Below are 25,320 nucleotides of genomic sequence, written 5' to 3'. Positions count from 1 at the left end.
ATCGGCTGCGTTGCCCTCGACCCTGGATTTCATGAGTGCACTGCCGAGCCATTCGGCTGACTGTCGGGTTATCGGGTCGTCAAATTGCCACGCAAGCCTGACACGATGACAAACGCATAACAAGTACCTTGCATGGGATTGGAGAAAGTACCCAGGCACCGACTCCGATCGACAACGGAGACATCCTCCAAAGGAGAGAACGCATGTCAAACGAAGCAAAGTGCCCGTTCATCCATACCGCCGGCGGCGGGACGACCAATCGGGACTGGTGGCCGAAGCAATTGCGCCTCGACCTGCTCAACCAGCATTCGAACCGCTCCAATCCGCTAGACAAAGACTTCAACTATGCCGAGGCATTCAAGAGCCTCGACTACGCCGCGGTCAAGAAAGACCTCGCCGAGCTGATGACCGATTCGCAGCCCTGGTGGCCCGCGGATTTCGGCCACTACGGCCCGCTGTTTATCCGTATGGCATGGCATGCCGCCGGCACGTACCGCATCGGCGACGGCCGCGGCGGCGCAGGGCGCGGCCAGCAGCGTTTCGCGCCGCTCAATAGCTGGCCGGACAACGTGAGCCTCGACAAGGCTCGCCGGCTGCTATGGCCGATCAAGCAGAAATACGGCCAGAAAATTTCGTGGGCCGACCTGCTGATCCTGACCGGCAACGTCGCGCTCGAAACGATGGGCTTCAAGACTTTTGGTTTCGGCGGCGGCCGCGCGGACACATGGGAACCGGATCAGGACGTCTACTGGGGCAATGAAAAGACCTGGCTCGGCGGCGACGTGCGCTACGGCAAGGGAGCGGCCGGCAGGGAAGACGACGAAGGCGTGCTGGTCGCCGACGAGGAGCTGCACGGCACCGAAAAGAGCCGTACCGATCCGCCCGGCCGCAACCTCGAAAACCCGCTCGGCGCGGTGCAGATGGGCCTGATCTACGTGAATCCGGAAGGCCCGGACGGCAATCCCGATCCGCTCGCCGCGGCAGTCGACATCCGCGAAACGTTCGGCCGCATGGCGATGAACGACGAGGAAACGGTCGCGCTGATCGCCGGCGGCCACACGTTCGGCAAGACGCACGGCGCGGCGCCGGCCGATAACGTCGGTCCGGAACCGGAAAGTGCCGGTCTCGAGGCCCAGGGGCTCGGCTGGCGCAACAGCTTCGGCACCGGCAGGGGCGGCGACACGATCACGAGCGGTATCGAAGTCACGTGGACCGCGACGCCGACGCAGTGGGACATGAGCTACTTCCAGAGCCTGTTCGGCCACGAGTGGGAGCTGACGAAGAGCCCGGCGGGTGCGAACCAGTGGGTCGCGAAGGACGCGCAGGCCACGTATCCGCACGCGCACGACCCATCGAAGAAAGTGCTGCCGACGATGCTGACGACCGACCTGTCGCTGCGCCTCGACCCGATCTACGAAAAGATCTCGCGGCGCTTCATGGCCAACCCCGACGAGTTCGCCGACGCGTTCGCGCGCGCGTGGTTCAAGCTGACGCACCGCGACATGGGTCCACGCGCCCGCTATCTTGGCCCGGAAGTGCCGTCGGAGCAACTGCTGTGGCAGGACCCGATTCCGGCCGTCGATCACCCGCTCGTCGACGACAAGGACGTCGCGGCGCTGAAGCAGAAGATCCTCGCGTCGGGGCTGTCGGTGTCGCAGCTGGTCACGACCGCGTGGGCCTCGGCCTCGACGTTCCGCGGCTCGGACAAGCGCGGCGGCGCCAACGGCGCGCGCATCCGGCTCGCACCGCAGAAGGACTGGGCCGTCAACCAGCCCGCTGAACTCGCGAAGGTGCTGAAGGTGCTCGAAGGCATCCAGAGCGAGTTCAACGGTGCGCAGTCCGGCGGCAAGAAGATTTCGCTTGCCGACCTGATCGTGCTGGCGGGTGGCGCCGGCATCGAGCAGGCCGCGAAGAACGCCGGGCAGCAGGTGACGGTGCCGTTCTCGCCGGGTCGGATGGATGCGTCGCAGGAGCAAACCGACGTCGTATCGGTCGGGATGCTCGAGCCGGTCCACGACGGCTTCCGCAACTATCTGGGCGGCAAGTTCCCGGTGGCGGCGGAGAAGCTGCTGATCGACAAGGCGCAACTGCTGACGTTGACGGCGCCAGAGATGACGGTGCTGATCGGCGGCCTGCGCGTGCTGAAGGTGGGCGCAGGCAAAGAAGGTGTGCTGACGAGCAAGCCGGAAACGCTGTCCAACGACTTCTTCCGCAATCTGCTCGACATGGGCACGGAATGGACGCCGGTGTCGGAGGCCGCGGAAACGTTCGAAGGTGCCGACACGAAGAGCGGCGAGGTCAAGTGGACCGGTACGCGCGTCGATCTGGTGTTCGGCTCGAACTCGGTGCTGCGCGCCTTGGGCGAGGTCTACGCGAGCGAGGACGGCAAGGAGAAATTCGTGCGCGACTTCGTTGCCGCGTGGGTCAAGGTGATGAATCTGGATCGTTTCGAGCTGGCTTGATCCAGCCAGTGCTGGCGAGTGGTTCTTTGCCACGTCGACGCAGTTTTTGAAGGTGGATTTGCGAAGTCATCGAGCGCGCTTGCCGGGATGCCGGCAAGCGCACTTTTTCTTCGCCTCGTCACTGCTTCTGCGCCGCCGAATTTCAGATGTGCGAGCACCGGGTGCCGATGACACCCGTGCTGCCCGTAACCAGAATGGTCATGCAATTTCCATTGCCCCACCGGAGGCTGCCACTCAGACCATCTTCAACACCACCCTGAAACGCGCGTGACCGCTCATCATCCGGTCGAAGGCCTGCGCTGCCTCGGCGAGCGGATACTCTTCGATCATCGGCTTGACACCGGTGAGCGCGCTGAACGCGAGCGTGTCCTGCGAATCGGCCGAGGTGCCGGAGGGCCAGCCTTGCACCGAGTTGCGTCCCATGATGAACTGCACGATCGGCACTTCGACCGGCTCTTCGGACACGCCGACCATCACGAGCTTGCCGTTCAGGCCGAGACCGCCGAGCGTCGCGGTCATCGCCTTGCCGCTCGTCACCGTGGCGAGTATCAGCTTCGCGCCGCCCAGTGCCTGCAGCTTCTCGGCGACGTTTTCCGTTTTGCTGTCGATGTAGTGATGCGCGCCCAGTTGCTGCGCGAGCGGGGCCTTGTCCTGACCCCGCGCGATCGCCACCGTGCGAAAGCCCATCTTGCGCGCGAACTGCACGCCGAGATGACCGAGGCCGCCGATCCCGAGAATCGCGACCACGTCACCAGCGCGCGCGCCGCTATTGCGTATCGCGTTGAACGTCGTGATGCCCGCGCAGAGCAGCGGCGCGGCATCGACGTCGGACAGATCGTCGGGAATGCGCGCCAGGGCTTCGACCGGGGCCACCATGTATTCGGCGTAGCCGCCGTCGTAGCTGATGCCGGGGATGAGGGCGAACTTGCACAGCACGAAATCGCCCTGGCGGCAGTGTTCGCATTTGCCGCAATGCCCGCCGTGCCAGCCGACCCCGACACGCTGCCCGACCTGCCAGCCCTCGACACCCGCACCGACCGAATCGATCACGCCCGCGATCTCGTGACCGGGCACACGCGGATAGGCCAGGCCCGGCCACAGGCCTTCCTTGGTCATCGCATCGCTATGGCAGATGCCGCAAGCCTGAATCCTGATACGCACGTGACCCGCGCCCGCCTCGGGCACTTCGCGTTCGACCAGTTCGAGCGGGCCGCCGGCCTGCTTCACTTCGACTGCTTTCATTGTGGGCATGATGTTCTTCCTTTCCAGTGACGAACGGGACAAGAGGGGAACAAACTCCAACATGATATTCCGCGTCCAGGCGGCTCGCCAGAAAGAAGCCGCCGCCGCATGGCTGATGGCGATGACATCCGATGTAATTGGCGAGCCGCGCGGCTGCCTCTACTCTTCGACTACCGCGCCGTCGCTCCGATGGCGCACACGTCAAGGAGATACCATGTCCAGCTATCCCGTTCACACGATCGAGTCCGCTCCCGAGCAATCGAAGCCCGTGCTCCGCAAATTGCAACAGGCGTTCGGCCTGATTCCGAACATCGCGGCCAAGATGGCGGCTTCACCGGTGCTGATCAACGGCTTCATCGGCCTGTTCGAGCGCGTGCATGCGAGCAGTCTGACCGAACCGGAGATCCAGACGCTGCTGCTCACCAACGCCGTGACGAACGCGAGCGAATGGGCGGTTGCGTTTCATACCGCGCTCGGCTTGAACGCGGGCCTGCGTCGCGCCGATGTCGAGGCGATCCGCCACGGCGGCGTGCCCGACGACGCGAGGCTCGCGGCGCTGTCGACGCTCGCGCGCACGCTGATCGAAAAACGCGGCCGCCTCGACGATGAGGACCGGCAACGCTTCCTCGCGGCAGGTTTCAGCGCGGAGCAGATTCTCGAGGTGGTTGCGGCGGTCGCCGCGTCGACGATCACGAACTACACCGGCAGCGTGACCGAGCCGCCGCTCGAAACGCAGTTCGCCGAATTCGCGTGGCACGCGCCCGCGCGTTGAAGCGATCCCGTTCAGGCATCAACCGGAGGGCAACACCATGAACGTCACGAGTCACGATCCGAAAGTGCAGCCAGGCGATCTCGGCAGTCTGTTGCGCTATTGGCGTGACGTGCGTGGCGTGAGTCAGCTCGATCTGTCGCTCGAGGCCGGCATCTCGCAGCGGCAGATCAGCTTCATCGAAAGCGGGCGCAGCGTGCCGGGCCGCGACACGCTGCTGACGCTTGCGCAGACCCTCGACGTGCCGCTGCGCGAGCGCAATGCGCTGCTGCTTGCCGCGGGTTATGCACCGATCTATTCGGAAGCACCGTGGAATGCGCAGGAAATGCACGGCGTGGTTCGCGCGCTCGAACGGGTCGTGCGTCAGCATGAGCCGTTTCCGGCGCTCGTGATGGACCGCGACTGGAACGTGCTGATGTCCAACGACGCGGCCCCGCGCTTCTTCAACTGCTTCATCGACATGACCGCGCGCGAAGGCCCGCGCAACATGCTGCATCTGATCTTCGATCCACATGGCATGCGTCCGTTCGTCGCCGATTGGCAGGAGGTCGCGCGAAGTCTGCTGCAACGCGTGTATCGCGAGTCGGTCGGTCATGTAATCGGCGCCAACACGAAGCGTCTACTCGATGAACTGCTTGCGTATCCCGACGTGCCGCGCGACTGGAAGACGCATCATGGCTCGTCCGCGACACCCGCGACGCTGCCGATGGTTCCGCTCGGCTTCATCAGCGAGGGCGTGGTGCTGCGCTATTTCTCGATGGTCACGACCGTGGGCACACCGCAAAACGTGGCCGCGCAGGAGTTGCGCATCGAATGCATGTTCCCCGCCGACGACGCCACCGAAGCACGTCATCAGCAGCTGCTCGCGGCGCACGCGTCCCCGCAACCTCCAATATCGGCAAACCGTATGCCGTGATATAGCGATGTCTTCGGTTTTTGGGCGATCATCCGAGCCGATCAGGTCGAGCAATCCGACGCCACTCACTCTCCATGGACAACGGGCTTCTACTGTTTCCGGTCGCGGCGCTTCACGTCGAAGCAGCCGACGAGCCACACTGGTTCCGGCGCGCGCCCAGTTCGCACGCGGCCATCATCTCCGACTTCGGCGACGTGACCGAGGTGCTCGCGCGTGTGCCGGAATCCTGGTGCGTCGCGTATATCGTCGCGTCAGTTGAATACGTGATCGGCATGCCTGTCCAACCGGCATGCCGATTAAGGTCGCCATCACCGCCGACGAACTCAATGCGTTTCTCGCGATACGCGAGGCGTACGATTCGCTTCAACGCGAGCACGAAGAGGTCTGCACCTTGATGCGAGCGCCAATCTCTATTCGTTGGTCGAGACCTGCAAGGTCAACGGCATCGATCCCTATCGCTATCTCACCTGGCTATTTCAGCGTCTGCCTTCGGCGAAAAGCGTCGACGACTACGACGCGTTGCTACCCATGGAAGAGGCCCGATGAGCATCGCTGATCTTTATCATCACCACACCTACCGGAGGAAAATATGACCGAACCGAAACAGATCAAAGCGTATATCCAGGATGCGTCAGGTCAGTTGCTGCCTCTTGCTGCGGATTCACTCATTCTCGAATTCCCGTCCGGCGAATCCCTGGAGATCGCTTGGGACACACCGCATCCTGACGACCCCCGGCCAGTTTGCGCGCAAGTATGGGGTGGGCGTCGCGTGCCGGTCGTTCAGACAGACGCCGATCTCGATGAAGTAAAACGCCGAACAACTCCGGTCGCGATCTTACCGTCAGCCGGGAACCTTGTGCTGGTTCATCCTTACTCGTTTAGCAAACACAAGCACGATTAGAATCCTCTGTCGTTCGAGCACGGCGCTTCTCAAATGAATGCCCTCTGAGAGACGCCAATGATGGATCGCATACGATCAATCGCGGGTGCGCCGCGTGGTCGCGCCGTAGGCCTCTATACTGTGCGTCGTCAAACACGAAGCCCGGCTCTCGAAATCGGCAGCGCTCGAACCCGCACATCCATGGAAACTGATTTGTCGTCGCCGCGCCGCTCACGGCTCACGCGCGTGATCGAGGTTTTCGTCGTCTTTCTGAAACTCGGGCTGACCAGTTTCGGCGGTCCGATCGCTCACATCGGCTACTTCCGGCGCGAGTTCGTCGAGCGGCGCCGCTGGCTCGACGATGAAGCCTTCACCGACCTGATCGGCCTGTGCCAATTTCTGCCGGGACCCGCGAGCAGCCAGGCGGGGTTTTCGATCGGGCTGCTGCGGGCCGGGTGGGGTGGGGGGCTAGCGGCCTGGTGCGGCTTCACGCTGCCGTCGGTACTCGTGATGCTGGCCTTTGCCGCGATCGCGCCGGACCTGGGCGGCGCGCTCGGCACGGGCGTGATTCACGGCCTGAAGCTCGTCGCGGTGGCCGTCGTCGCGCAGGCTGTCTGGGACATGGCGCGGCGTCTGTGTCCGGATCGCCGCCGCGCGGCGATCGCGCTCGCATCGCTCGGATTGCTCAGCGTGCCTGGCACCGTCTACGCCCAACTGATCGTGATCGGCGCCGGCGCCGTGCTCGGTGTCGCGCTGTGCCGGACCACGGCGGTGCAGGCGCCACGCGCCATTCCTCTGCGGGCCGGCGATTTTCAGGTGTCGCGCACGGCAGGCATCGTCGCGCTAGTGGTCTTTTGCGCATTGCTGTTCGCGTTGCCGCTATGGGCGGCAAGCGGGACCTCGCAAGGCATCCGCGTATTCGATGCGTTCTATCGCTCCGGCGCGCTCGTGTTCGGAGGCGGCCACGTGGTGCTGCCGTTGTTGCAGCGGGCAACCGTCGCGACCGGATGGGTCGCGCCCAACGACTTCCTGGCCGGCTATGGCGCGGCCCAGGCCGTACCCGGACCGCTGTTCACGTTCGCGGCGTTTCTCGGCTGGATGATGGCGCTGCCACCCAGACACTGGAGCGGCGCACTGCTGGCGACAGTGGGCATCTTTCTGCCGGGTCTGCTGCTCGTTCTCGCCGCATTGCCGTGGTGGCAGGCGCTGCGCGCGCGTGCGGCGATGGCGGCGGCGCTTGCCGGCGTCAATGCCGCGGTGGTCGGCCTTTTGGCCGCCGCGCTTTATTCGCCGGTGTGGACGAGCGCGGTCCTGTCGGCGACGGATTTCGCCGTGGCGTGCATCGGCTTTTTGCTGTTGCTGCGCTGGAAGGTGCCCCCGCTTGCGGTCGTCGTGCTGTGTGTGGCGGCCGGCGTCGCGCAAACGGTGCTGCACCCGCTCTGACAGGCTGATCGCGCACGCCTTGCACCAGCACTGATCTGCATCAAGGCTGACAGCCGCGGGTCGGTTAGCCTGCAACGATGATCGCGCGGCCTCGGTGCGTTTGCGGCACCACGACGATATCGCGCGAAACCCGACAGGCCGGAAGCCATTCGCGCGATGACGGACCACATGATCGACCACGGCCTCGGCGGCTACGGATTGGGCGGTGCAAGCGCACACGACGGTCCGCGCGCTGTGCGGGCATGGCGCCAACTGCGCTGGGGGTTGTGCGCGCTGAGCTTTTGCGCGATCCCCGCGTTCTACGTCGAACTGACGGTGCGCACCCCGCTGGCGCTGAGCCTGTCGCGGACACTATACGTCGGCATGTTCGCCGGCTTCGCGTTGTCGTTCACCTGGCTGGCCCATCTGAGCAGACGACCGAAGACGCTGCTCGCGAACAACTGGCTCGACCTGCTCATCGCGTTGGGCGCGGCGCTCAGCACCGGTTTCGGAACGCCGCCGTGGCAGCCCGTCGAATGGCTGCTGCGGCTGTCGTTCATGGGTGTCGTCGCGTTGCGCATCGTGCTGTCGCTGCGCGAATTCGTCACGCCGAACCGGTTGATGTGGCTGCTGCTCGCCGGCGCGCTCGTGCTCGCGATGGCCGGCGGCGGATTTTACTGGCTCGAACCACACGTGCACTCGTACTCCGAAGGGCTGTGGCTTGCGTTCGAAAGCAGCGCGACGGTGGGCTATGGCGACATCGCGCCGACGACGCCCGCATCGCGTGTGTTCGCGGCATTTGTCGTGCTGCTCGGCTACGGCATGTTGTCGCTGGTCTTCGCGAGCATCGCCGCGGCATTCATCGGCAAGGAAGAGAGGGCGTTGCGACGCGAGATGCATCGGGATATCAAGCATCTGAACGATGAAATCGTGCGCCTGCACGCTGAACTGAAGGCGTTGCGGCAGACGATCGACGCCGCCGCGCGACGCAGCGACGCCGCTGCGGGTTCCGTGACGCGCACGGGCGAATGACCATTCGCGCTGACAGCGCCGCGGCAAACGGGGCCACCGCGGACCGTGCGTGACTCCGCCTTGACGTACGTCAAATCCGCCGTGGATTGCGTGATTAAGCTGGAGACGTCGCGGCGGGTCCGCTACCTCGCATCCGCCGATGCGGCACTTCATGCCCGTGGGGGGCGTCACCATGCACATTTCCTTTCCGTCCTGCATGCCCGAATACTGCGCCCGCGATCTGGTGCTGGCGTTTGCGGCGCTCGTCGGCGATCGGCCCGTGCAGTGCGCGATCACGGCCGAGGCGCTCGAAGACCATTTCGGCGCGCGCTCGCTGCGGGAAGACGATCTGCTCCAGGCGTTCCTCGCGCACCGTTCCCAGATCGAACAGGCCGCCCGGCGTCTGCTCGACGAGCTCGGCGCCAGGCCCGTGCTGCTGCATAGCGGGTTTTTCAGGTTTTGCGCGTGACGGGTCGGGCGGGCACGCTTGACGTGGATCAACGACGCGTCGTCGCGGCGGGTGATCCGCCGCGAGCGCTACGCCGGCACCTTCAGCCGCTCGTTCGCGCTCGGCGGCGAGGTCGAGGAGGCGAACGCGAAGCCGAGTACAGGGATGGCGTGCTGTCGCTCAGCTTGCCGAAAAAGGCGTCGGGCGATCGCAAGCGGCTGACCATCGACTGACACGCGAGGATGGCGCGCTGTCACGGGCGCGCCTTTTTGTTGCGGCAAAGGTCCGGCTGAAGCGCGCGCCAGTCTGCAGGAAAGCGCTCGCGCACCTTCGCACCCGAATGGGTGTGCTTCAGCGCGAGCAAGCCGATTGTTTCGTTATCGGTCGAGCGCCGGGCGGGCAAGTGAGCGGCTTACGCGTCGCCCGCTTTGCGCGGCAGCATGCGCTTGAGCACGTCGTCGCGCAGCACATAGTGATGAAACAGCGCGGCGGCGGCATGTCCCGCCGCGATGACGATGATGGCCCAGCCGACGAAATCATGAGCCTCACCAATGGCGTGATGCGTCGCCTTACTGGTGGGCGCGAAAGGAGATGGCATCAGCAGCCCGAAAAAGCTCATCGATTCGTTGCCGGACCATCGCAGTACGAAACCCAGTACCGCTTCGCCGACCAGCAGCGCGTACAGAACATAGTGGACGCCTTTCGCGGCCCGCTCGACCCATCCCGCGGCAGACACGGGAGTTTGATGTCCAAGCATCAGACGCCACCCAATGCGCACGATCAACACGGCCGAAAGCAATATTCCAAACGACATGTGGGAAACGATCATCAGGTGACGCGTGGGTTTAGGCGCAAACCCCCAGGTTTGGGCGAGTCCAAATTGGGCCAACACCAGAATCACCGTGATCCAATGCAACAGGATCGAGAAAGAGTCGTATTGCGTGTGGTCATCGCCGGCTGCGATTCGCGTCGCCGTCGCGGTCGCGGATGAATGTTTGAGGTTGGTCATCGGGTCGAGCGAACAGGATGGAAACGTTGAGGCTGAGACGCCACAAAAAACGCTGGCTGAGCTTGCACGCGGAGTGCCATCACCACGGGCGCAGCAAGCTCGCGGTGCTCGCGACATTTGACGTACCCAGCCCGCTAGCGGCAGCGGAGCATACCAGGATCTGCTAAACAACTTCTTCAGGGTATGCCAAGCGCCGCACTAGCGCCACATTCAGTCTTACGATTGTGCAGCCGTGCATGCCACGCTGTCGCTTCTCGTATTCCGCTAAGATCGTGCCGGAACTCACCGCCCTAAAAGACTGCGGCGCCACCTAGGCCCAATCTCAAGCTCAAACACGCAATGGACCGTATCGACGCCATGAAGGTATTCGTCGCCACGCTCGACGAGGGCAGTCTGGCGGGCGCAGGCCGTCGGCTGGGCCGCTCGCCCGCGGCTGTGAGCCGGGCCATCGCGTTTCTGGAGACGCACACGGGCACGCCGCTGCTACACCGCACCACGCGCACGATCCGGCTCAGCGAGGCGGGCGAGCGCTATGCGCTGGCGTGCCGGCGCATCCTCGGGGATCTGGAGGAGGCGGACCTGCTCGCAGCCGACGAGCGCTCCGCGCCGCGCGGACTGCTAGGCGTGACGGCGGCGGTGGCGGTGGGCGAGGAGGTGCTGCGCCCGATTGTCGATTCGTTTCTCGATCGCCATCCCCAGGCGTCGATCCGCCTGCACCTGCTCGACCGGCCCGTGAGCCTCGTCGACGAGGGCATCGACGTGGCGCTGCGCATCGCGCATCTGCAGGACTCCACGCTCGTGGCCATTCCGGTGGGCGAGGTGAGGCGGGTGGTGGTCGCTTCGCCCGACTATCTCGCCACGCATCCGGCCATCGATGTGCCCGCCGATCTCGCCAGCCACCCGATCATCTCGATGACGCATTTCGGGCTCGATTCGTGGAGCTTTCCGGCGGCCCGTCAAACGGCGCTGCCGCAGGTCGTGCGGTTCACGCCGCGCTTCATCGTCAACACGATTCGCGCTGCGCTGTCTTCGGCCGTGGCCGGGCATGGCGTCACGCGGCTTTTCTCCTATCACGTGGCCGAGCAGGTCAAGGCCGGCGCGCTGAAAATCGTGCTGCGCGACAGCGAGCATGCGCCGTTGCCCGTCAACCTGGTGACGCCGCACGGGCGCCTTGCGGTGCCGAAGGTGCGCGGTTTCGTCGATTTCGCCACGCCGCTGCTGCGCGAGTATTTCGAGCGGGCTCAGCAAATCACCGACGCCGATCGACGCTGATTCGATCGCCGCGCGGAAGAATGACTTACGCAGTGCGGTGATTCTCCCGAGATGCGAGTCGTTCTAGACTGGCTCCCATATTCATCGGGTGCTTAACAGCACCGGTCCATGGGAGTCGTCATGCAGCAAGCCATCTCGAATCCGGCCGCTCCGGCCGGCTACAACGTCTGGCGGGGCACGCTCGCCGGGGCCAGCGCGAGCCTGATCGGCATCGGTCTCGCGCGCTTTGCCTATACGCCGCTTTTGCCGGCTATCATCGGCGCGCACTGGTTTCCCGCCTCGAGCGCGGCCTATCTCGGCGCGGCGAACCTCGGCGGCTATCTGGCCGGCGCACTGCTGGCGGGCGCGATGGTACGCGTGGCGAAACCCGCCACCGTGCTGCGCGCGATGATGCTGCTCGCGACCATCGCCTTCGTGGCCTGCGCGGTGCCCGTGTCGTTCCTGTGGTTTTTCATCTGGCGCCTGGCCTCGGGGCTCTCGGGCGGCGCGTTGATGGTGCTCGCCGCACCCACGATCCTCGCGCACGTGCCGGCGGCGCGCCGGGGCTTCGCGAGCGGTGGCATCTTCACGGGGATCGGGCTCGGCATCGCGGCCTCGGGCACGATCGTGCCGATTCTGTTGCGTCAGGGGCTCACGTGGACGTGGCTCGGGCTCGCGGCCGTTTCGCTCGTGTTGACCGCCGTGGCGTGGAACGGCTGGCCCGAGCACGCGGCGCCCGCGCACGCCGGTGCTGATTCGCGCTTCGAAACAGCGCCTGCGTATCCCCGCGCCGGCCTGCGCGCGCTCTATGTCGAATATGGCCTGAACGCCGTGGGGCTCGTGCCGCACATGCTGTTCCTCGTCGATTTCGTGGCGCGCGGGCTGGGCCGCGGCGTCGATGCGGGCGCCGAGTTCTGGGTGCTGTACGGCTTGGGCGCGATCGTCGGGCCGCTCGCGGCGGGGCATCTCGCCGATCGCGCGGGTTTCGGCCGCGCGCTGCGCGTCGCGTATCTGGTGCAGGCCGTTGCGGTCGCGATTCCCGCCGCGGGCTTGTTCGGGTCGGCGGGGCTGATGGTCTCCGCCTTTGTCGTGGGCGCATTCACGCCGGGTATCGTGCCGCTGGCGCTCGGCCGCGTGAACGAGTTGCTCGCGCACCATCCGTCCGCCGTCAAGGGCGCATGGAGCCGCGCAACGACGAGCTTTGCCGTGATGCAGGCGTTGGCGGCCTACGGTCTTTCGTTCGTGTTCTCTTCAAGCGGCGGCAATTATCTGGTGCTCTACGCGATTGGCGCGGTGGCGCTTCTGCTCGCACTCGCCGTCGAGCTGTTTTCCGCACGGAGCGTGAAATGAATGCCACGGTTTCCTCTTCACCGGCGGCGCTCGTGCCGACGCACCTGCAGCACGACGCGCGGCCACGCGGCTACGCCGAGCGCAACCTCCAGTACTGGCGGCGCAATCTGATCGTCTGCGTGATCGGCTCGTTCACGACGCTCGTGAGCCTCAGCATGCTGCTGCCGTTCCTGCCGCTTTACGTGCGGCAACTCGGCGTCAGCTCGCCGTCCGCGGTGATCCAGTGGTCGGGCATCGCCTTCGGCGCGACCTTCCTCGGCACCGCTCTTACCGCGCCACTGTGGGGGCGTCTGGCCGACCGTTTCGGCCGCAAACCCATGCTCGTTCGCGCGGCGATCGGTATGGCCCTGGTGATGTCGTTGATCGGCGTGGCGCACAATGTCTACGAACTGGTCGCGCTGCGTCTGATCGCAGGTCTGGTAGGTGGCTATGCATCGGCTTCCACGGTGATGGTGGGCACCCAGGCGCCGCGCGAGCGCGCGGGTTGGGCGCTCGGCATACTTTCGACGGGCGCGCTCGCGGGCAATCTGGTCGGGCCGCTCATCGGCGGCGTGCTGCCAGACTGGATCGGCGTTCGCGGCACATTCTTCGCGGGCGGCGCGATGATCGCGGCGGCGGCGCTGCTCACCATCTTCGTGGTGAAGGAAGAGTTTCACCCGGATAGCGACGCGAAAGCTCATGCGCGCGGCACCGCCGACGCGCCCGCCCGACGCACCAATTACGCGGTGGTGGCCGCGCTCCTCGTGACCGCGATGATGGTGCTGCTCGCCAACATGTCGATCGAGCCGATCATCACCGTGTATATCGGCGGCCTTGGCGTGAATGCCACGCATCTTGCGCGCGTGGCCGGCGTGGTTATGGCATGCTCGGCGCTCGGAAGCATGCTGACGGCCGCGCGCCTCGGCGCGCTGGCCGACCGGTTCGGGAGCTGGCGCGTGATCGTTGTCTGCCTCGTGCTCACGGGGCTGGCGATGGTGCCGCAAGCCTTCGTCACGCACTGGTGGCAGCTCGCGGCTTTGCGCGTGCTGATGGGGATGACGCTCGCGGGCCTGTTGCCCTCGATCGGCAAGCTGGCGCGGCAATCGGTGGATGAAAGCAGGACCGGCCGCATGCTCGGTTATCTGCAATCGGCGCAATTCAGCGGCCAGGTGGTGGGACCGGTGATCGGCGGCGTGATCGGCGTTCATCTCGGGCTGCACGCGGTGTTCTTCGTGACCGGCGCGCTGCTGATCGCTTGCGGCGGCCTCGCGGGCTGGGCGCACCGCCGCGCTGGGGCCTGACATGCTGGCAAGCTGGCAGGCACATCGAATCGTTTAACGCATCCGGTGGGGAGGGAACATGAGCACACAAGCGGATAATCGCGCGTTACTGCGCACGCTCGGCATCGACAAGCCGATCATTCAGGCGCCCATGGCCGGCGTCACCACGCCGGCGCTGGCCGCCGCGGTGTCGAACGCGGGCGGCCTCGGCTCGCTCGGCGTTGCCGCGATGAACGCGGAGAACGCGCGCCGCGCGATCCATCAGACTCGCGAGCTAACGACGAAGCCTTTCAACATCAACGTGTTCTGCCATCGCCCGGCGACACCCGATGCGGCCGTCGAGCGTGCATGGCTCGAGTGGCTCGAACCGGTGTTCCGGCAATACGGCGCGACGCCGCCGCAAGCGCTCAGCGAGATCTACACGAGCTTCGTCGTCGACACCGCGATGCAGGCGGTGCTGCTCGCGGAGAAGCCGGCCGTCGTGAGCTTCCATTTCGGCTTGCCGCCCGATGCGGTGATCGCGCAACTGAAGCACGCGGGCATCCGTTTGCTGGCGAGCGCGACCAATCTCGACGAAGCGGCGGCGGCCGTCGAGGCGGGTGTCGATGCGATCGTCGCGCAGGGCATCGAAGCGGGCGGTCATCGCGGCGTGTTCGACACGACCGGGCGCGACGAACGCCTCGGCACGTTCGCGCTGACGCGCCTGCTCGCGAGCGAGTTCGACCTGCCCGTGATCGCGGCGGGCGGCATCATGGACGGCGCCGGCATCGCGGCCGCGCTCGCGCTGGGCGCGCAGGCTGCGCAATTGGGCACGGCGTTCGTCGCGTGCCCGGAAACCTCGATCGACGACGGCTATCGCCGCGCGCTGCTCAGCGATGCAGCACGCTCGACGACGTTCACGTCGGCCATTTCGGGGCGCCTCGCGCGCAGCATCGTCAATCGCTTCACCGCGCTCGGCGAGGACCCGCAAGCCCCGCGCACGCCGTCCTATCCAATCACCTATGACGCGGGCAAGGCGCTCAATGCAGCCGCCAAGGCCAAGGGTGAATTCGGCTACGGCGCGCAATGGGCGGGCCAGGCCGCGCCGCTTGCGCGTTCGTTGCCGGCCGGCGAACTGATGGCGCAACTGGAACGCGAAACGCGAGAAAGTATCGAGCGGTTGCAATCGGTGTGGAACTAGCAGTCCAGCTTCAATACCAGCGCACAGATGGAACACATCGGCACGCGTGGGCATGCGCGGGCCGATGTCCGATTAGCTTCCCGCCTCAGTTCCGCACCCCATGCATTCGGTCCAGCGCGGCCGCGATCGACGGGTTCTCAAGCCAACAAAACAAAGGCGGACAGGCATGCAACGCAAATTCGACGATCTCCTGCTGGGCAGCATCGAGCTCTTCTGCCTCGCGGCGGAGCTGGGTAGCTTCACGCTGGCGGCCAATGCCGCGAGTGTCACACCGGCGGCGGTGAGCCGCTCGGTGGCGCGGCTCGAGGAACGGCTCGGCGTGCGCCTGTTCGTGCGCACTACACGCCAGATCCGTCTGACCGACGCGGGGCGGCGCTACTTCGAGCAGTGCCGGCAAGCCCTGTCGCAACTGATGGACGCCGAGCGCGAAGTGACGGGCGAGCAGACCACGCCGGCCGGCGTGCTGCGCATCAGCATGCCGACGCCGTATGGACACTATCGCGTGTTGCCGCTATTGCCGGCGTTTCGCGAGCGCTATCCGCAAGTCCAGGTCGAGACGCACCTGAGCAATCGCAACATCGACTTTGCGGAACAAGGTTTCGATCTCGCGATACGCGGTCGCGCACTGGCCGATTCAAATCTCGTCGCGCGCAAGCTCGAAGACGCGGAAATGGTCGTGGTGGCGGCGCCCGCCTATCTGAAGCGCGCGGGCGTGCCGAAAACCGTCGAGGACCTGCGGGCGCACGAGTGCATCCAGTTCGAACTGCCGAGCAGCGGGCGCCATCTCGCCTGGACCTTCGAGGGTTCGCCTGAAGATGGCGACGTGCTGACGCAGGGCAGCTATGGAACCTCGGGCGACGCGCTCGCCGGCGTGACGCTCGCGCGTGCCAGCGCGGGCCTGTTTCAGACGTATCGCTTCGTCGTGGAGGACGACCTGCGCGAAGGTCGGCTCGTGGAAGTGTTGCGCGAAGCGGGCGGACGCACGCGGCCATTCATCCTGCTTTATCCGCACGCGCGCTACCTGACCTCGCGCGTGCGGGCTTTCGTCGAATTTCTCGTCGAGCAGTTGGCCAAACCCGCGACGCCCGCGCCGAGCACGCGCGCGCATTGAGCGGCGCGCGCCGCTTCATCGCATGGCCCGCTCAGTGGCCGGCGCTCTGGCCGCCGTCCACATGCAGGATCTCGCCGGTCACGAACGGCGCCGAGTCGAGATAGAGGATCGCATTCACGATGTCGCTCATCTCGCCCATATGACCCACTGGATGCAATGCGCCAAGCGCCGCATGCGTTTCGGGCGCGTGCATCGGTGACTTGATGATGCCGGGCGAAACCGCGTTGGCGCGAATTCCGCGCTTCGCATACTCGATCGCGAGCGAGCGGGTCGCGGCGGCGAGGCCCCCCTTGGTCAGCGAGGTCAACACGGACGGTACGCCGTCAATCGCGTGATCCACGAGGCTCGTCGTGATGCTGACCACGTGCCCGCGCTCATGCTTTTCCATCTCGGCGATCGCGAGCTGCGTGATGTGGAAGAAGCCCGCGAGATTGATGCCGGTGATCGTCGCGTAATCTTCCGCGGTGTATTGGGTGAACGGCTTGGCGACAAAAATGCCGGCATTGTTGACGAGCGTATCGACACGACCGAAACGCGCCACGGCGGTCTCGATCACCCGTCGAGCCGTGTCCGGATCGGCGATGTCACCGGCCACGGTGACGAGGTTGGGATCGTCGGACGGCTTGATGCCGCGCGATGTCGCGACCACGTTATGGCCAAGCTTGCGAAATGCCTTGACGGTTTCGGCGCCGATGCCTTGCGATGCACCGGTGACCACGATGACTTTGGGAGACTGACTCATAGTGAACCTCGAAGTAGGTTGGATCAGCAATCTGTGATCGGACTGATGGCTCCGATGGCTACCAATTTATGAGGTCGTGCTCCGCTTTTGCACACAAGGCGCGGACAAACAGTTGTGAGCCGCAGGAACAAGCGGTGAGTGATGGCGCGTAGCGGCAGTGGTCCTGTTGGTGTCGGCCGGTCTGTCGCGCGCATCCGCGTTCACGATGCCTGGGTTCGCGGGTCGTGATCGAATTCGAGTCTGATGCCGCCCGGCTCGTACACCATCGTGTGGCGTTTGGGCCCGCCACCGAGGTCTTCGGGCGCGAATTCGACTTTGACGCCCGGCCAGGCGGACACGCGCGCGAAGGTGTCCTGCAGTGCTTCCTCGCTGCCCACGCGCAGCGCAAGATGATGCAGTCCGACATGGACCTTGCGATCGAATTCGACGAGGCGGCTTGAATCGGTGACCTGCCAGAGGGTCACCACGACATGTCCGTCCGACACGAACGTAGCCGGATAGGCAGGCCTTTCTCCCACCTGCTGCCAGCCCAGACACTTCACGAAGAAGTCGCGTGTGAGGTTCAGATCGCGGACGGTGAGTCCGACGTGATCGATGCCCAGCGTAAGCGGTTTGTCAGTCATCCTTCTGTCACTCCTGAAGTGAGAGCGGGCAGCGCCCGAATCCGCGCCGGAAAGATTTTCGCCCCAAGGAATCGCGACAATAGTCGCCGGCAGTTCAATTCAGTTTTTACACCATGTAGCGCATACGGCGAGGAAATCCGCTTGCATCAATCTGCATAGTCAAATATATTAAAGTCAGATATCGAGGAGGCGACCGATGGATGATTCGATCAACGAAGACTTTGAGCGCACGCAGAAGCTGGTGTCCGTGCTGGGTCAGGCGCGTCAGCTGATTGCAAGCGAACTCGAGGCGGGGCTCGCGGATGCAGGACTGAATCTGCAGGAGCGCGGCGTTCTGCTTACGCTAGCGCGCGGGAGAGTGAAAACACCGGCCGCACTGTCGAAATTGGCGGGCGTCCACCCGGCTCGGATGACCCGAGTGCTGGACAAGCTCGAAAACAGCGGATTGATCGAGCGCGCCCGCAACGGCAGGGATCGTCGCCTCGTGGATGTGTCGTTGACGCAGGAAGGGCAGACCGTCGCCGCCCGGAACACACGGGTTATCCAGGGAGCATGGAGCGAGCGGCTTTCGCATTTCTCGAAGTCCGATTTCGACGCGTTGAGCCTGCTGCTTTCAAGACTGCTCGACCGCTGAGGCGGCATTTTTTTAACCATTTATCTGACATTGCAGATAATCGCCCGCGACTGACGGGCGCTTCGAACCGAGACGAGGACGTGACATGAATCCATCGACCAACCCGGGCGCGCCGGCCCAACTGACTGGCGCAAAGTTTGCACTCGGCACGTTTGCGGTGGCGCTCGCCACCTTCATGAATGTGCTGGATTCGTCGATCGCCAACGTCGCGATTCCTACGCTGTCCGGCAACCTCGGTGTGTCGATCGACGAAGGCACATGGGTCATCACGCTGTTTGCCGCGGCCAACGCGGTGTCGATTCCGTTGACAGGGTGGCTCACGCAGCGCATCGGCCAGGTCAGGCTGTTCGTCGGGGCGATCCTGCTGTTCGTGCTGTCATCGGCGGCGTGCGGCCTCGCTCCGAACCTGATGGTGCTGCTCGCCGCCCGTGTCGTGCAGGGCGCGGTGGCAGGGCCGCTGGTGCCGTTGTCGCAGGCCATGCTGCTTGCGTCGTTTCCGAAGGAAAAAAGCTCGAGCGCGCTCGCGCTGTGGGCGATGACGGCGACGGTCGGGCCGATTGCGGGCCCGGCGCTCGGCGGCTGGATCACCGACAGCTACAGCTGGTCGTGGATCTTCTACATCAACGTGCCGGTCGGCCTGTTCGCCGCGGGCGCGATCTGGGCGATCTACCGCGACCGCGAGACGCCGGCCCGCAAGCTCCCGATCGACAAGGTCGGCCTGATCTCGCTGATCGCATGGGTCGCACCGCTGCAGATCATGCTCGACAAGGGCCGCGACCTCGACTGGTTCAGCTCGCCGGTGATCTGGGCGCTGACGATCGTCGCCGTGGTGAGCTTCCTGTTCTTCCTGATCTGGGAATTGACGGAGGAAAAGCCGATCGTCAACCTGCGGCTTTTCGCCAGACGTAACTTTCTCGGCGGCACGATTGCGATTTCGGTCGCCTATGCCATCTTCTTTGCCAATCTCGTGATCCTGCCGCAGTGGATTCAGGGCTTTCTCGGCTACCGGGCGGTGGACGCGGGGCTCGTGACCGCGCCGCTCGGCATTTTCGCCGTGATCCTCGCCCCGGTGATGGGCAAGATCATGCCTCGTTCGGACATGCGGGTGCTTGCCACGCTTGCGTTCGTCGGATTCGCCGGCGTGTTCTTCATGCGCTCGAACTACACGACCGGCGTCGACGCCTGGACGCTCGTGCTGCCCACCTTGCTGCAGGGCATTCCGACCGCGCTGTTCTTCACGCCGCTCACCGCGATCATCCTGTCGGGTCTGAAGCCGGAGGAGATTCCGGCGGCGGCGGGTCTGTCCAACTTCGCGCGGATTTTTGCCGGCGCGGTGGGCACGTCACTGATGAGCACCGCGTGGAACGACCGCACGATTCTGCACCATGCGCGACTTGCCGAACAATCGAGCGTGGACGATCCTGGCTTTACCGGCGCGATCGCGCACCTGCAGGCGGCGCTGGACGCGGGCGTTCCCAAGGCCACGGCCTTTTACGAAGCCTCGCTGAACGCGCAGGCGACGATGCTCGGCCTGAACGACATCTTCTGGATCTCGGCGGTGATCTTTGTCGTCATCATCCCGCTGATCTGGGTGACGAAGCCGGCCAAGGGTGGTGCCGCGGGCGCGGCAGCCGCCGGCGGACATTGAATCCAATTTGGCAACCTGGTTCGGACGGAAAATGAAACAGACCATCCTTTTCTTGACATTATCTGATAATGCAGATATTGTTCAAATCAACGAGGAGGACACCGCCATGGACCATTACACGACGAAGAACTTCATGCTTACGAACAGTATCGGCTTCAGGCTCGTCAAGGCCCGTAACGTCGTCGTCGCGGAAATGGACGCGGCGCTCAAGGACCTCGAAATCAACGGCCAGCAGATGGGCATCCTGCTTTCGCTGAAGCAGGGTGTGGCAACCACGCCTTTCGAGCTGTCGAAGCTGCTCGGAATCGACACCGGCCTGATGACGCGGATGCTGGACAAGCTGGAATCGAAGGGGCTGCTGGTACGATCGCGCGACCCGCAAGATCGCCGCGTGGTCAATCTGACCTTGACCGCGGAGGGGCAGAAAGTCGCCGCACGGATTCCGGAAGTCGCGCCGCATGTGTTGAACGCCCGCTTGCGCAAATTCACGAAGGCCGAGTTTGCCGAGCTGGACCGCCTGCTTCGCAAGTTCACAGGCGATTGAGCGGCGCGGCCGTGTGCCGCGCTTTTTTTACCCATTAATCTGATTTGTCAGAAAATGAAAACGCAGACTTCTAGGGCAAACACCGTCGCCCGTTCGCTGAAGCTCGGTGTTTCGGTGATCTCCTTCGCCGTGCTGGCGGCATGTGCAAACTATGCGGGCATCCACAGCGACAAGCAGATCGTTCAACCACGACAGTTGGAAACGTCCCAGAGCCTCCCGCAAGAGCAGGGGCACTGGCCATCCGCCGACTGGGTCGACCAGTTCGGCGACGCGCAACTGAAAGCATTGATCGCCGAGGCACTGCAAGGTAGCCCCACGCTCGACCAGGCGCGCGCGCGAGTCGAGCAGGCGCAAGCCTATAGCGAAACGGCGAAGGCGAACACGCTGCCGCGCGTCGATGCGTCGTACACGCTGACGCGCCAGCAGTACAGCAGCACCGCGTTGATTCCGCCGCCGTACGCCGGCTCATGGCAGACCGAGAACAAGGGGCTGCTGAGCGCTTCTTACGATCTCGACCTGTGGGGCAAGAACCGCGAGGCGCTGCGCGCGGCTGTCTCGGAGGCGTCCGCGAGCGAGGCCGACGTGGAAGTCGTCAGGCTCACGCTCGACACCTCGATCGCCCGCACTTACAACGAGCTGGCGCGGCTCTACGCATTGCGCGACATCGCGCAGCAGGAAGTCGCGCGGCGCGAGCAGATCGACCGCATCACCGCGAGCCGCATCGCAAACGGCCTCGATACCGAAGTGGAGCGCAAGACGGCCGAGGCGAATCTGTTCACGAGCCGTGCGCGCGTCAGCGCGCTCGACGGCAGCATCCTGACCACCCGGTATCAACTGGCGGCGCTGCTTGGCAAGGGTCCCGACCGTGGACTCGCGATCACGCGGCCGACGCTCGGCGTCGGCGACGACGTGCGTCTGCCGGACAACCTGCCGGCTGATCTGCTGGGCCGCCGGCCCGACATCGTCGCGGCGCGCTGGCGCGTCGATGCGATCACGCACGAGGTGAAGGAAGCGAAGGCCGAGTTCTATCCCGACATCAACCTGAGCGCCGCGATCGGTTTCGACGCGTTCGGCTTCGGCCGCCTTTTGAGCGCCGCGAGTCGCACGGCCTCGGTGGGCTCGGCGATCCATCTGCCGATCTTCGATGGGGGTGAGTTGCGCGCGCAGTTGAAGGGCCGCTACGCCCAGTTCGACTATGCGGTGGCGACCTACAACCAGACGCTGATCGGCGCGCTGAGCGGCGTGGCCACGCAGATCGCGCAGATCCGCTCGAGCGACGCGCAGCTCGGCGATGCGCAGGCCGCGCAGCAGGCCGCGAGCGATGCCGATCGACTGGCGACCACGCAATACAAGGCCGGCCTCACCAACCAGCTGACCGTACTCAATGCCGACGTCACCGCGCTGAACGCCGACGAGGCGATCGCCAATCTGAAGATGAACCGCCGCGACCAGCAGATCGAGCTCGCGTCGGCGTTAGGCGGCGGCTACGTCGATACGTCGGCCAGCACCGACCATCACGCGGACGTCGCCGCCGTCCCGACCCGTCAAGCCAATGCCGCGGTTGCCGCACGTTGAACGGCAGGTCGGAAAACCTATCAGGAGAACTGCAATGAGCGATTCGATCACGACCGACCGCGAACTGGCGGATCGGGAAGACGAACAGAAGACCGGCGGGCAAGCGCCTGCCACGCCCCAAGACGACAACAAGGCCACGCCGCCGGCACGCCGCAAACGCCTGATCGCGCTGCTCGGCGCTGCGGTCGTGCTCGCGGGCGCGGCCTACGGCGGGTACTATCTGACCGAGGGCCGATATCACGAAGTGACCGACGACGCGTACGTCAGCGGCAATCTCGTGCAACTGACGCCGCAGGTCACCGGCACCGTGATCGCCGTCAACACCGACGACACGCAGATCGTGAAGCAGGGCGACCCTGTCGTCACGCTCGATCCAGCCGATGCAAAACTGGCGCTTGCCGATGCCGAAGCGCAGCTCGGCCAGACCGTGCGGCGCGTGAGCGGCCTGTATGTCAACAACGACTTCTACGCCGCGAACGTCGCTCAGCGCGAAGCCGATCTGGGCCGCGCCCGCGACGACCTGCATCGTCGCGAGGCCGTCGCGGACACGGGCGCCGTGTCCGCCGAAGACATCGCGCACGCCCGCGACGCGGTCAGCGTCGCGCGGGCAGCGCTCGACGCCGCGCGCCAGCAGGGCGAAGCCAACCACGCGCTGACCGACCGCACCACGGTCGAACAGCATCCGGACGTGCAGGCCGCCGCCGCGAAAGTGCGGACCGCGTGGCTCGCCTATGCGCGCGATACGTTGCCGGCTCCGGTGACCGGCTACGTCGCGCAGCGCCGGGTTCAGGTCGGCCAGCGCGTCGCGCCCGGCACGCCGCTGATGGCGATCGTGCCGCTCGACGGCGTATGGGTCGACGCGAACTTCAAGGAAGTGCAGCTCAAGCACATGCGGATCGGCCAGCGGGTCACGCTGACATCGGACGTCTACGGTAGCGGCGCGCGATATCACGGGCGTATCGAGGGCTTTTCGGCCGGCACCGGCAGCGCGTTCGCGACGCTGCCGGCGCAGAACGCCACCGGCAACTGGATCAAGATCGTGCAGCGGCTGCCGGTTCGCATCGCGCTCGACCCGGCCGAGCTGGCCGCGCATCCGCTGCGTATCGGCCTGTCGATGGCGGTCGACGCCGACACGCGCGACGAATCCGGTTCGCAGTTGGGCGCGGCGCAGAACACGCGCTATCGCACCGATGTTTTCGCGCACTACGATGCGCAGGCCGACGCCGAGATCGACAAGATCATCAAGCAAAACGAAATGATCTCCCGCGCGATGGCCGCGCAACCGCAATCGCCATCGCAATCGCAACGCGTGGCGTCGCACGAACACAAGGCAAATGCGGGTTGAAGCGCGTCGAGCGCAGCCTGTCGCGACACAGCGTGAAGCGGCAGGTCACCGAGGCGGGGCTCAACGGCCGAGCGCCGCCTCGTCCTCGGCCAATGCCGTCGGTACGGCCTCGCGCAGGAAATCCACGAAAGTCCTGATTTTGGCGTCCAGATACTGACGCGACGCATGGACCGTGAAGGCCGTCAGTTTCTGCAGCCGATACTGCGGCAGCACGCGCACCAGTGCGCCGCTGTCGAGCGAGGGCAGCGCGCTCGACATCGGCAGCGCTCCGATACCCACCTCTTCGCGCAGCGCGACACCGAGCGCGTCAGGAAGGTTGATTTCGACCGCCGCCTTCGGAAGCTCGACCGTTTCACGGCCGTCGGGTCCGTCCAGATGCCAGCGATCGCGCGGGAAAATCGACATAACGAACTGTAGGCAAGTGTGACCCCGAATGTCCTGTACCGTGTGCGGCGTACCGCGCGCGTGCAGATAAGCGGGCGCTGCACAGAGCACGCTGTGGACCTCTCCGAGCCGATGCGAAACGAGCCCCGAGTCGGGCAGCTGCGTCGCACTCAATCGAAGCATCAGGTCGTAGCCATCGTCGAGAAGATCCGGCGTGCCTGACGATAACGTCAGCTCGACCGACACGGCAGGATAGCGCTCCTGATACCGGACCGCTGCCGGCACCAGACAGGTCGTGCCAAAGCCTGGCGACGCATGCACGCGCAGCCGCCCCGAGGGTCTGACTTGCGCATTGGCTGCCTCGGCTTCGGCCTCGTCGACAGAGGTGAGTATCTGTTGGCAGCGGTCCAGATATCGCTCGCCCGCCTCGGTCAGCGCGACGCGCCGGGTACTTCGGTGCAGCAGACGCGTGCGCAAATGCGTCTCGAGTTGCGCGACCGCCCGCGACGCGTTGGCTGTCGGAATGTTCAGGCGCGAGGCCGCTGCCGTGAAGCTTCCTTCTTCGGTGATGCGGACGAATATCCGCATCATGTTGAGCTTGTCCATTACAAATGCACGCGAACCTGTTCCGTAAATGTCCGTATCGCTTCTTCATTGCGCGACAGGAAAATCCATTGGCCGACTCGCTTCGGAACCAGAAGTCCCGCTTCGACGAGCACGGCGATATGCATTGATACCGTCGACTGGGCCAGACCGCTGCGTGCCTGGATGACGTGCACGGGTACGCCGCGGCCATGGTTGAGATAGCCGTTCGGAAAGGTCTCGGCGGGGGCTCTCAACCACGCGAGGATGTCGCGCCGCAGCGGATTCGCGAGAGCCTTGTGAATCAGGTTCGTGTCGATCATCAATTACTCCGTGTGTGCCCGGCGCTTCGTGCCGGCGGCGTCAGCAACGCCGTGGCGATCGTTCCCGCCGCATGTTCGCCGAGGTCTTCCCGCACCAGCGACAGGGCGAGATGGATGCCCGCACTCGCGCCGCCCGACGAGTACAGGTTGCCATCCTTCAGGCAGCCAGGATTCGACATCACATGGACCAGCGGATATTCGGCCGCGAGGCGGTCAGCGTCGCGCCAATGCGTGGTCAGCCAGCGGCGATCGGCGAGACCGGCTCTTGCAAGCAGAAACGCGCCGTTCGAAATGCAGGCGAGCCTGTGGGTCCTTGGTCCCGCATCGCTCAACCAGTCCACGAGTTTGCGATGCTCACGGGCAGAACCGACCACCGGGGAGCCAGGCACCACGACAATATCGAAGGGCGGGCGCGTATCGAATAGGCACTCGGTCGTACCCACGGCCGTCCCGTTCGACGAAAACACCGGCCCCGGCGACGGCCCGATCAGATGCGCCTCATAGAGGACGCCGCCATACAGGCGGTTGGCCTGATGAAACACATCCATCGGACCACTGACCTCGAGCAGCTGAAATCCCGCATAGAGCATCATCGCGACACGCATGCGCA

At 64.9% G+C, this 25,320-nt stretch carries 26 protein-coding genes and 1 pseudogene; 19 read left to right on the top strand and 8 right to left on the bottom strand.

Annotated elements, in window-relative coordinates; genetic code table 11:
- The first annotated feature begins 203 nt into the window (after window positions 1-203).
- Window positions 204-2,462 (top strand): catalase/peroxidase HPI, encoded by a 2,259-nt coding sequence (gene katG / locus HDG34_RS35170; protein ID WP_184067645.1) that lies wholly within the window; start codon window positions 204-206, stop codon window positions 2,460-2,462.
- A 234-nt stretch (window positions 2,463-2,696) separates the two neighbouring features.
- On the opposite strand, the gene HDG34_RS35165 is transcribed toward katG, so the two are convergent.
- Window positions 2,697-3,713, bottom strand: a complete 1,017-nt coding sequence (locus HDG34_RS35165) for an alcohol dehydrogenase (protein ID WP_184022783.1) — start codon at window positions 3,711-3,713, stop codon at window positions 2,697-2,699.
- 205 nt (window positions 3,714-3,918) lie between these two features.
- On the opposite strand from HDG34_RS35165, the gene HDG34_RS35160 reads away from it, so the two are divergent.
- Both HDG34_RS35160 and HDG34_RS35155 read left to right on the top strand, forming a co-directional pair.
- A complete protein-coding gene (locus tag HDG34_RS35160; protein WP_184067642.1) occupies window positions 3,919-4,476 on the top strand; it encodes a carboxymuconolactone decarboxylase family protein in 558 nt (185 codons plus the stop codon).
- 37 nt (window positions 4,477-4,513) lie between these two features.
- On the top strand, window positions 4,514-5,389 hold the full coding sequence (locus HDG34_RS35155) for a helix-turn-helix domain-containing protein (RefSeq protein WP_184067639.1): 876 nt from the start codon (window positions 4,514-4,516) through the stop codon (window positions 5,387-5,389).
- A gap of 112 nt (window positions 5,390-5,501) precedes the next feature.
- On the opposite strand, the gene HDG34_RS35150 is transcribed toward HDG34_RS35155, so the two are convergent.
- Window positions 5,502-5,756 (bottom strand): hypothetical protein, encoded by a 255-nt coding sequence (locus tag HDG34_RS35150; RefSeq protein WP_184067637.1) that lies wholly within the window; start codon window positions 5,754-5,756, stop codon window positions 5,502-5,504.
- Between the two features lie 50 nt (window positions 5,757-5,806).
- On the opposite strand from HDG34_RS35150, the gene HDG34_RS35145 reads away from it, so the two are divergent.
- From HDG34_RS35145 to HDG34_RS35120, 6 genes and pseudogenes are all read left to right on the top strand, one after another.
- The gene (locus HDG34_RS35145; RefSeq protein WP_409259705.1) at window positions 5,807-5,935 is read left to right on the top strand and encodes a transposase domain-containing protein; all 129 of its coding nucleotides are present in this window, start codon (window positions 5,807-5,809) and stop codon (window positions 5,933-5,935) included.
- 43 nt (window positions 5,936-5,978) lie between these two features.
- Window positions 5,979-6,290 (top strand): hypothetical protein, encoded by a 312-nt coding sequence (locus tag HDG34_RS35140; protein ID WP_184003716.1) that lies wholly within the window; start codon window positions 5,979-5,981, stop codon window positions 6,288-6,290.
- Window positions 6,291-6,470: 180 nt separating this feature from the next.
- Window positions 6,471-7,712: a chromate efflux transporter gene (chrA, locus tag HDG34_RS35135; protein ID WP_184067634.1), complete on the top strand. Its 1,242-nt coding sequence runs from the start codon at window positions 6,471-6,473 to the stop codon at window positions 7,710-7,712.
- Window positions 7,713-7,868: 156 nt separating this feature from the next.
- On the top strand, window positions 7,869-8,723 hold the full coding sequence (locus HDG34_RS35130; RefSeq protein ID WP_184067631.1) for a potassium channel family protein: 855 nt from the start codon (window positions 7,869-7,871) through the stop codon (window positions 8,721-8,723).
- Window positions 8,724-8,895: 172 nt separating this feature from the next.
- Window positions 8,896-9,171 carry a DUF1488 domain-containing protein gene (locus tag HDG34_RS35125; protein WP_184067770.1) on the top strand — a complete coding sequence of 92 codons (276 nt, stop codon included), beginning with the start codon at window positions 8,896-8,898 and terminating at the stop codon, window positions 9,169-9,171.
- Between the two features lie 48 nt (window positions 9,172-9,219).
- Window positions 9,220-9,383, top strand: a pseudogene (locus tag HDG34_RS35120) (Hsp20/alpha crystallin family protein); the annotation flags it as partial.
- 179 nt (window positions 9,384-9,562) lie between these two features.
- On the opposite strand, the gene HDG34_RS35115 reads toward HDG34_RS35120, so the two are convergent.
- The gene (locus HDG34_RS35115; protein WP_260321437.1) at window positions 9,563-10,276 is read right to left on the bottom strand and encodes a cytochrome b; all 714 of its coding nucleotides are present in this window, start codon (window positions 10,274-10,276) and stop codon (window positions 9,563-9,565) included.
- Between the two features lie 222 nt (window positions 10,277-10,498).
- Here HDG34_RS35115 and HDG34_RS35110 point away from each other — a divergent pair, with 222 nt between their 5' ends.
- From HDG34_RS35110 to HDG34_RS35090, 5 genes are all read left to right on the top strand, one after another.
- Entirely contained in the window at window positions 10,499-11,431 is a 933-nt protein-coding gene (locus HDG34_RS35110; RefSeq protein WP_184067629.1) for a LysR family transcriptional regulator, read from the top strand.
- A 120-nt stretch (window positions 11,432-11,551) separates the two neighbouring features.
- The gene (locus HDG34_RS35105; protein ID WP_184067626.1) at window positions 11,552-12,760 is read left to right on the top strand and encodes a YbfB/YjiJ family MFS transporter; all 1,209 of its coding nucleotides are present in this window, start codon (window positions 11,552-11,554) and stop codon (window positions 12,758-12,760) included.
- On the top strand, window positions 12,757-14,040 hold the full coding sequence (locus HDG34_RS35100; RefSeq protein ID WP_184067623.1) for an MFS transporter: 1,284 nt from the start codon (window positions 12,757-12,759) through the stop codon (window positions 14,038-14,040). Before HDG34_RS35105 ends, HDG34_RS35100 begins: the two co-directional genes overlap by 4 nt.
- 58 nt (window positions 14,041-14,098) lie before the next feature.
- Window positions 14,099-15,199, top strand: a complete 1,101-nt coding sequence (locus HDG34_RS35095; RefSeq protein ID WP_184067620.1) for a nitronate monooxygenase family protein — start codon at window positions 14,099-14,101, stop codon at window positions 15,197-15,199.
- 166 nt (window positions 15,200-15,365) lie between these two features.
- Window positions 15,366-16,310 carry a LysR family transcriptional regulator gene (locus HDG34_RS35090; protein WP_184067618.1) on the top strand — a complete coding sequence of 315 codons (945 nt, stop codon included), beginning with the start codon at window positions 15,366-15,368 and terminating at the stop codon, window positions 16,308-16,310.
- A gap of 31 nt (window positions 16,311-16,341) precedes the next feature.
- Here HDG34_RS35090 and HDG34_RS35085 read toward each other — a convergent pair whose 3' ends face one another.
- Together HDG34_RS35085 and HDG34_RS35080 are read right to left on the bottom strand one after the other, a co-directional pair.
- On the bottom strand, window positions 16,342-17,052 hold the full coding sequence (locus tag HDG34_RS35085) for an SDR family NAD(P)-dependent oxidoreductase (protein ID WP_184067615.1): 711 nt from the start codon (window positions 17,050-17,052) through the stop codon (window positions 16,342-16,344).
- Window positions 17,053-17,252: 200 nt separating this feature from the next.
- The gene (locus HDG34_RS35080) at window positions 17,253-17,675 is read right to left on the bottom strand and encodes a VOC family protein (protein WP_184067612.1); all 423 of its coding nucleotides are present in this window, start codon (window positions 17,673-17,675) and stop codon (window positions 17,253-17,255) included.
- A gap of 196 nt (window positions 17,676-17,871) precedes the next feature.
- Here HDG34_RS35080 and HDG34_RS35075 point away from each other — a divergent pair, with 196 nt between their 5' ends.
- The 5 genes from HDG34_RS35075 to HDG34_RS35055 all read left to right on the top strand — a co-directional run bounded on the left by HDG34_RS35075 (window position 17,872) and on the right by HDG34_RS35055 (window position 23,421).
- A complete protein-coding gene (locus HDG34_RS35075; RefSeq protein ID WP_184043427.1) occupies window positions 17,872-18,309 on the top strand; it encodes a MarR family winged helix-turn-helix transcriptional regulator in 438 nt (145 codons plus the stop codon).
- Between the two features lie 85 nt (window positions 18,310-18,394).
- On the top strand, window positions 18,395-19,957 hold the full coding sequence (locus HDG34_RS35070) for a DHA2 family efflux MFS transporter permease subunit (RefSeq protein ID WP_184067610.1): 1,563 nt from the start codon (window positions 18,395-18,397) through the stop codon (window positions 19,955-19,957).
- A 106-nt stretch (window positions 19,958-20,063) separates the two neighbouring features.
- Window positions 20,064-20,501: a MarR family winged helix-turn-helix transcriptional regulator gene (locus tag HDG34_RS35065; protein ID WP_184067764.1), complete on the top strand. Its 438-nt coding sequence runs from the start codon at window positions 20,064-20,066 to the stop codon at window positions 20,499-20,501.
- A gap of 54 nt (window positions 20,502-20,555) precedes the next feature.
- Complete coding sequence (locus HDG34_RS35060; RefSeq protein WP_184067607.1) at window positions 20,556-22,076, top strand: efflux transporter outer membrane subunit; 1,521 nt, start codon at window positions 20,556-20,558, stop codon at window positions 22,074-22,076.
- Between the two features lie 34 nt (window positions 22,077-22,110).
- A complete protein-coding gene (locus HDG34_RS35055; protein WP_184067604.1) occupies window positions 22,111-23,421 on the top strand; it encodes an HlyD family efflux transporter periplasmic adaptor subunit in 1,311 nt (436 codons plus the stop codon).
- A 60-nt stretch (window positions 23,422-23,481) separates the two neighbouring features.
- Here HDG34_RS35055 and HDG34_RS35050 read toward each other — a convergent pair whose 3' ends face one another.
- The 3 genes from HDG34_RS35050 to HDG34_RS35040 are packed head-to-tail and all read right to left on the bottom strand — an operon-like array spanning window position 23,482 to window position 25,315.
- On the bottom strand, window positions 23,482-24,411 hold the full coding sequence (locus HDG34_RS35050; RefSeq protein ID WP_184067600.1) for a LysR family transcriptional regulator: 930 nt from the start codon (window positions 24,409-24,411) through the stop codon (window positions 23,482-23,484).
- A complete protein-coding gene (locus HDG34_RS35045; RefSeq protein WP_184067597.1) occupies window positions 24,411-24,710 on the bottom strand; it encodes a helix-turn-helix transcriptional regulator in 300 nt (99 codons plus the stop codon). The genes HDG34_RS35050 and HDG34_RS35045 overlap by 1 nt, the downstream gene beginning before the upstream one ends.
- Window positions 24,710-25,315 (bottom strand): GlxA family transcriptional regulator, encoded by a 606-nt coding sequence (locus HDG34_RS35040; RefSeq protein ID WP_184067593.1) that lies wholly within the window; start codon window positions 25,313-25,315, stop codon window positions 24,710-24,712. Before HDG34_RS35040 ends, HDG34_RS35045 begins: the two co-directional genes overlap by 1 nt.
- Between the last annotated feature and the right edge of the window lie 5 nt (window positions 25,316-25,320).

Origin of the sequence: Paraburkholderia sp. HC6.4b, assembly GCF_014200875.1 — a bacterium.
GTDB classification, from domain to species: Bacteria; Pseudomonadota; Gammaproteobacteria; order Burkholderiales; family Burkholderiaceae; genus Paraburkholderia; species Paraburkholderia tuberum.
This window is presented reverse-complemented; position numbering and strand designations above follow the sequence as displayed.

Excerpts from the sequence above, each read along its gene's own strand:
- katG (WP_184067645.1), top strand. The coding sequence starts at position 204 with ATGTCAAACGAAGCAAAGTGCCCGTTCATCCATACCGCCGGCGGCGGG.
- HDG34_RS35165 (WP_184022783.1), bottom strand. The coding sequence starts at position 3,713 with ATGCCCACAATGAAAGCAGTCGAAGTGAAGCAGGCCGGCGGCCCGCTC.
- HDG34_RS35160 (WP_184067642.1), top strand. The coding sequence starts at position 3,919 with ATGTCCAGCTATCCCGTTCACACGATCGAGTCCGCTCCCGAGCAATCG.
- HDG34_RS35155 (WP_184067639.1), top strand. The coding sequence starts at position 4,514 with ATGAACGTCACGAGTCACGATCCGAAAGTGCAGCCAGGCGATCTCGGC.
- HDG34_RS35140 (WP_184003716.1), top strand. The coding sequence starts at position 5,979 with ATGACCGAACCGAAACAGATCAAAGCGTATATCCAGGATGCGTCAGGT.
- chrA (WP_184067634.1), top strand. The coding sequence starts at position 6,471 with ATGGAAACTGATTTGTCGTCGCCGCGCCGCTCACGGCTCACGCGCGTG.
- HDG34_RS35130 (WP_184067631.1), top strand. The coding sequence starts at position 7,869 with ATGACGGACCACATGATCGACCACGGCCTCGGCGGCTACGGATTGGGC.
- HDG34_RS35125 (WP_184067770.1), top strand. The coding sequence starts at position 8,896 with ATGCACATTTCCTTTCCGTCCTGCATGCCCGAATACTGCGCCCGCGAT.
- HDG34_RS35115 (WP_260321437.1), bottom strand. The coding sequence starts at position 10,276 with ATGTCGCGAGCACCGCGAGCTTGCTGCGCCCGTGGTGATGGCACTCCG.
- HDG34_RS35110 (WP_184067629.1), top strand. The coding sequence starts at position 10,499 with ATGGACCGTATCGACGCCATGAAGGTATTCGTCGCCACGCTCGACGAG.
- HDG34_RS35105 (WP_184067626.1), top strand. The coding sequence starts at position 11,552 with ATGCAGCAAGCCATCTCGAATCCGGCCGCTCCGGCCGGCTACAACGTC.
- HDG34_RS35100 (WP_184067623.1), top strand. The coding sequence starts at position 12,757 with ATGAATGCCACGGTTTCCTCTTCACCGGCGGCGCTCGTGCCGACGCAC.
- HDG34_RS35095 (WP_184067620.1), top strand. The coding sequence starts at position 14,099 with ATGAGCACACAAGCGGATAATCGCGCGTTACTGCGCACGCTCGGCATC.
- HDG34_RS35090 (WP_184067618.1), top strand. The coding sequence starts at position 15,366 with ATGCAACGCAAATTCGACGATCTCCTGCTGGGCAGCATCGAGCTCTTC.
- HDG34_RS35085 (WP_184067615.1), bottom strand. The coding sequence starts at position 17,052 with ATGAGTCAGTCTCCCAAAGTCATCGTGGTCACCGGTGCATCGCAAGGC.
- HDG34_RS35080 (WP_184067612.1), bottom strand. The coding sequence starts at position 17,675 with ATGACTGACAAACCGCTTACGCTGGGCATCGATCACGTCGGACTCACC.
- HDG34_RS35075 (WP_184043427.1), top strand. The coding sequence starts at position 17,872 with ATGGATGATTCGATCAACGAAGACTTTGAGCGCACGCAGAAGCTGGTG.
- HDG34_RS35070 (WP_184067610.1), top strand. The coding sequence starts at position 18,395 with ATGAATCCATCGACCAACCCGGGCGCGCCGGCCCAACTGACTGGCGCA.
- HDG34_RS35065 (WP_184067764.1), top strand. The coding sequence starts at position 20,064 with ATGGACCATTACACGACGAAGAACTTCATGCTTACGAACAGTATCGGC.
- HDG34_RS35060 (WP_184067607.1), top strand. The coding sequence starts at position 20,556 with ATGAAAACGCAGACTTCTAGGGCAAACACCGTCGCCCGTTCGCTGAAG.
- HDG34_RS35055 (WP_184067604.1), top strand. The coding sequence starts at position 22,111 with ATGAGCGATTCGATCACGACCGACCGCGAACTGGCGGATCGGGAAGAC.
- HDG34_RS35050 (WP_184067600.1), bottom strand. The coding sequence starts at position 24,411 with ATGGACAAGCTCAACATGATGCGGATATTCGTCCGCATCACCGAAGAA.
- HDG34_RS35045 (WP_184067597.1), bottom strand. The coding sequence starts at position 24,710 with ATGATCGACACGAACCTGATTCACAAGGCTCTCGCGAATCCGCTGCGG.
- HDG34_RS35040 (WP_184067593.1), bottom strand. The coding sequence starts at position 25,315 with ATGCGTGTCGCGATGATGCTCTATGCGGGATTTCAGCTGCTCGAGGTC.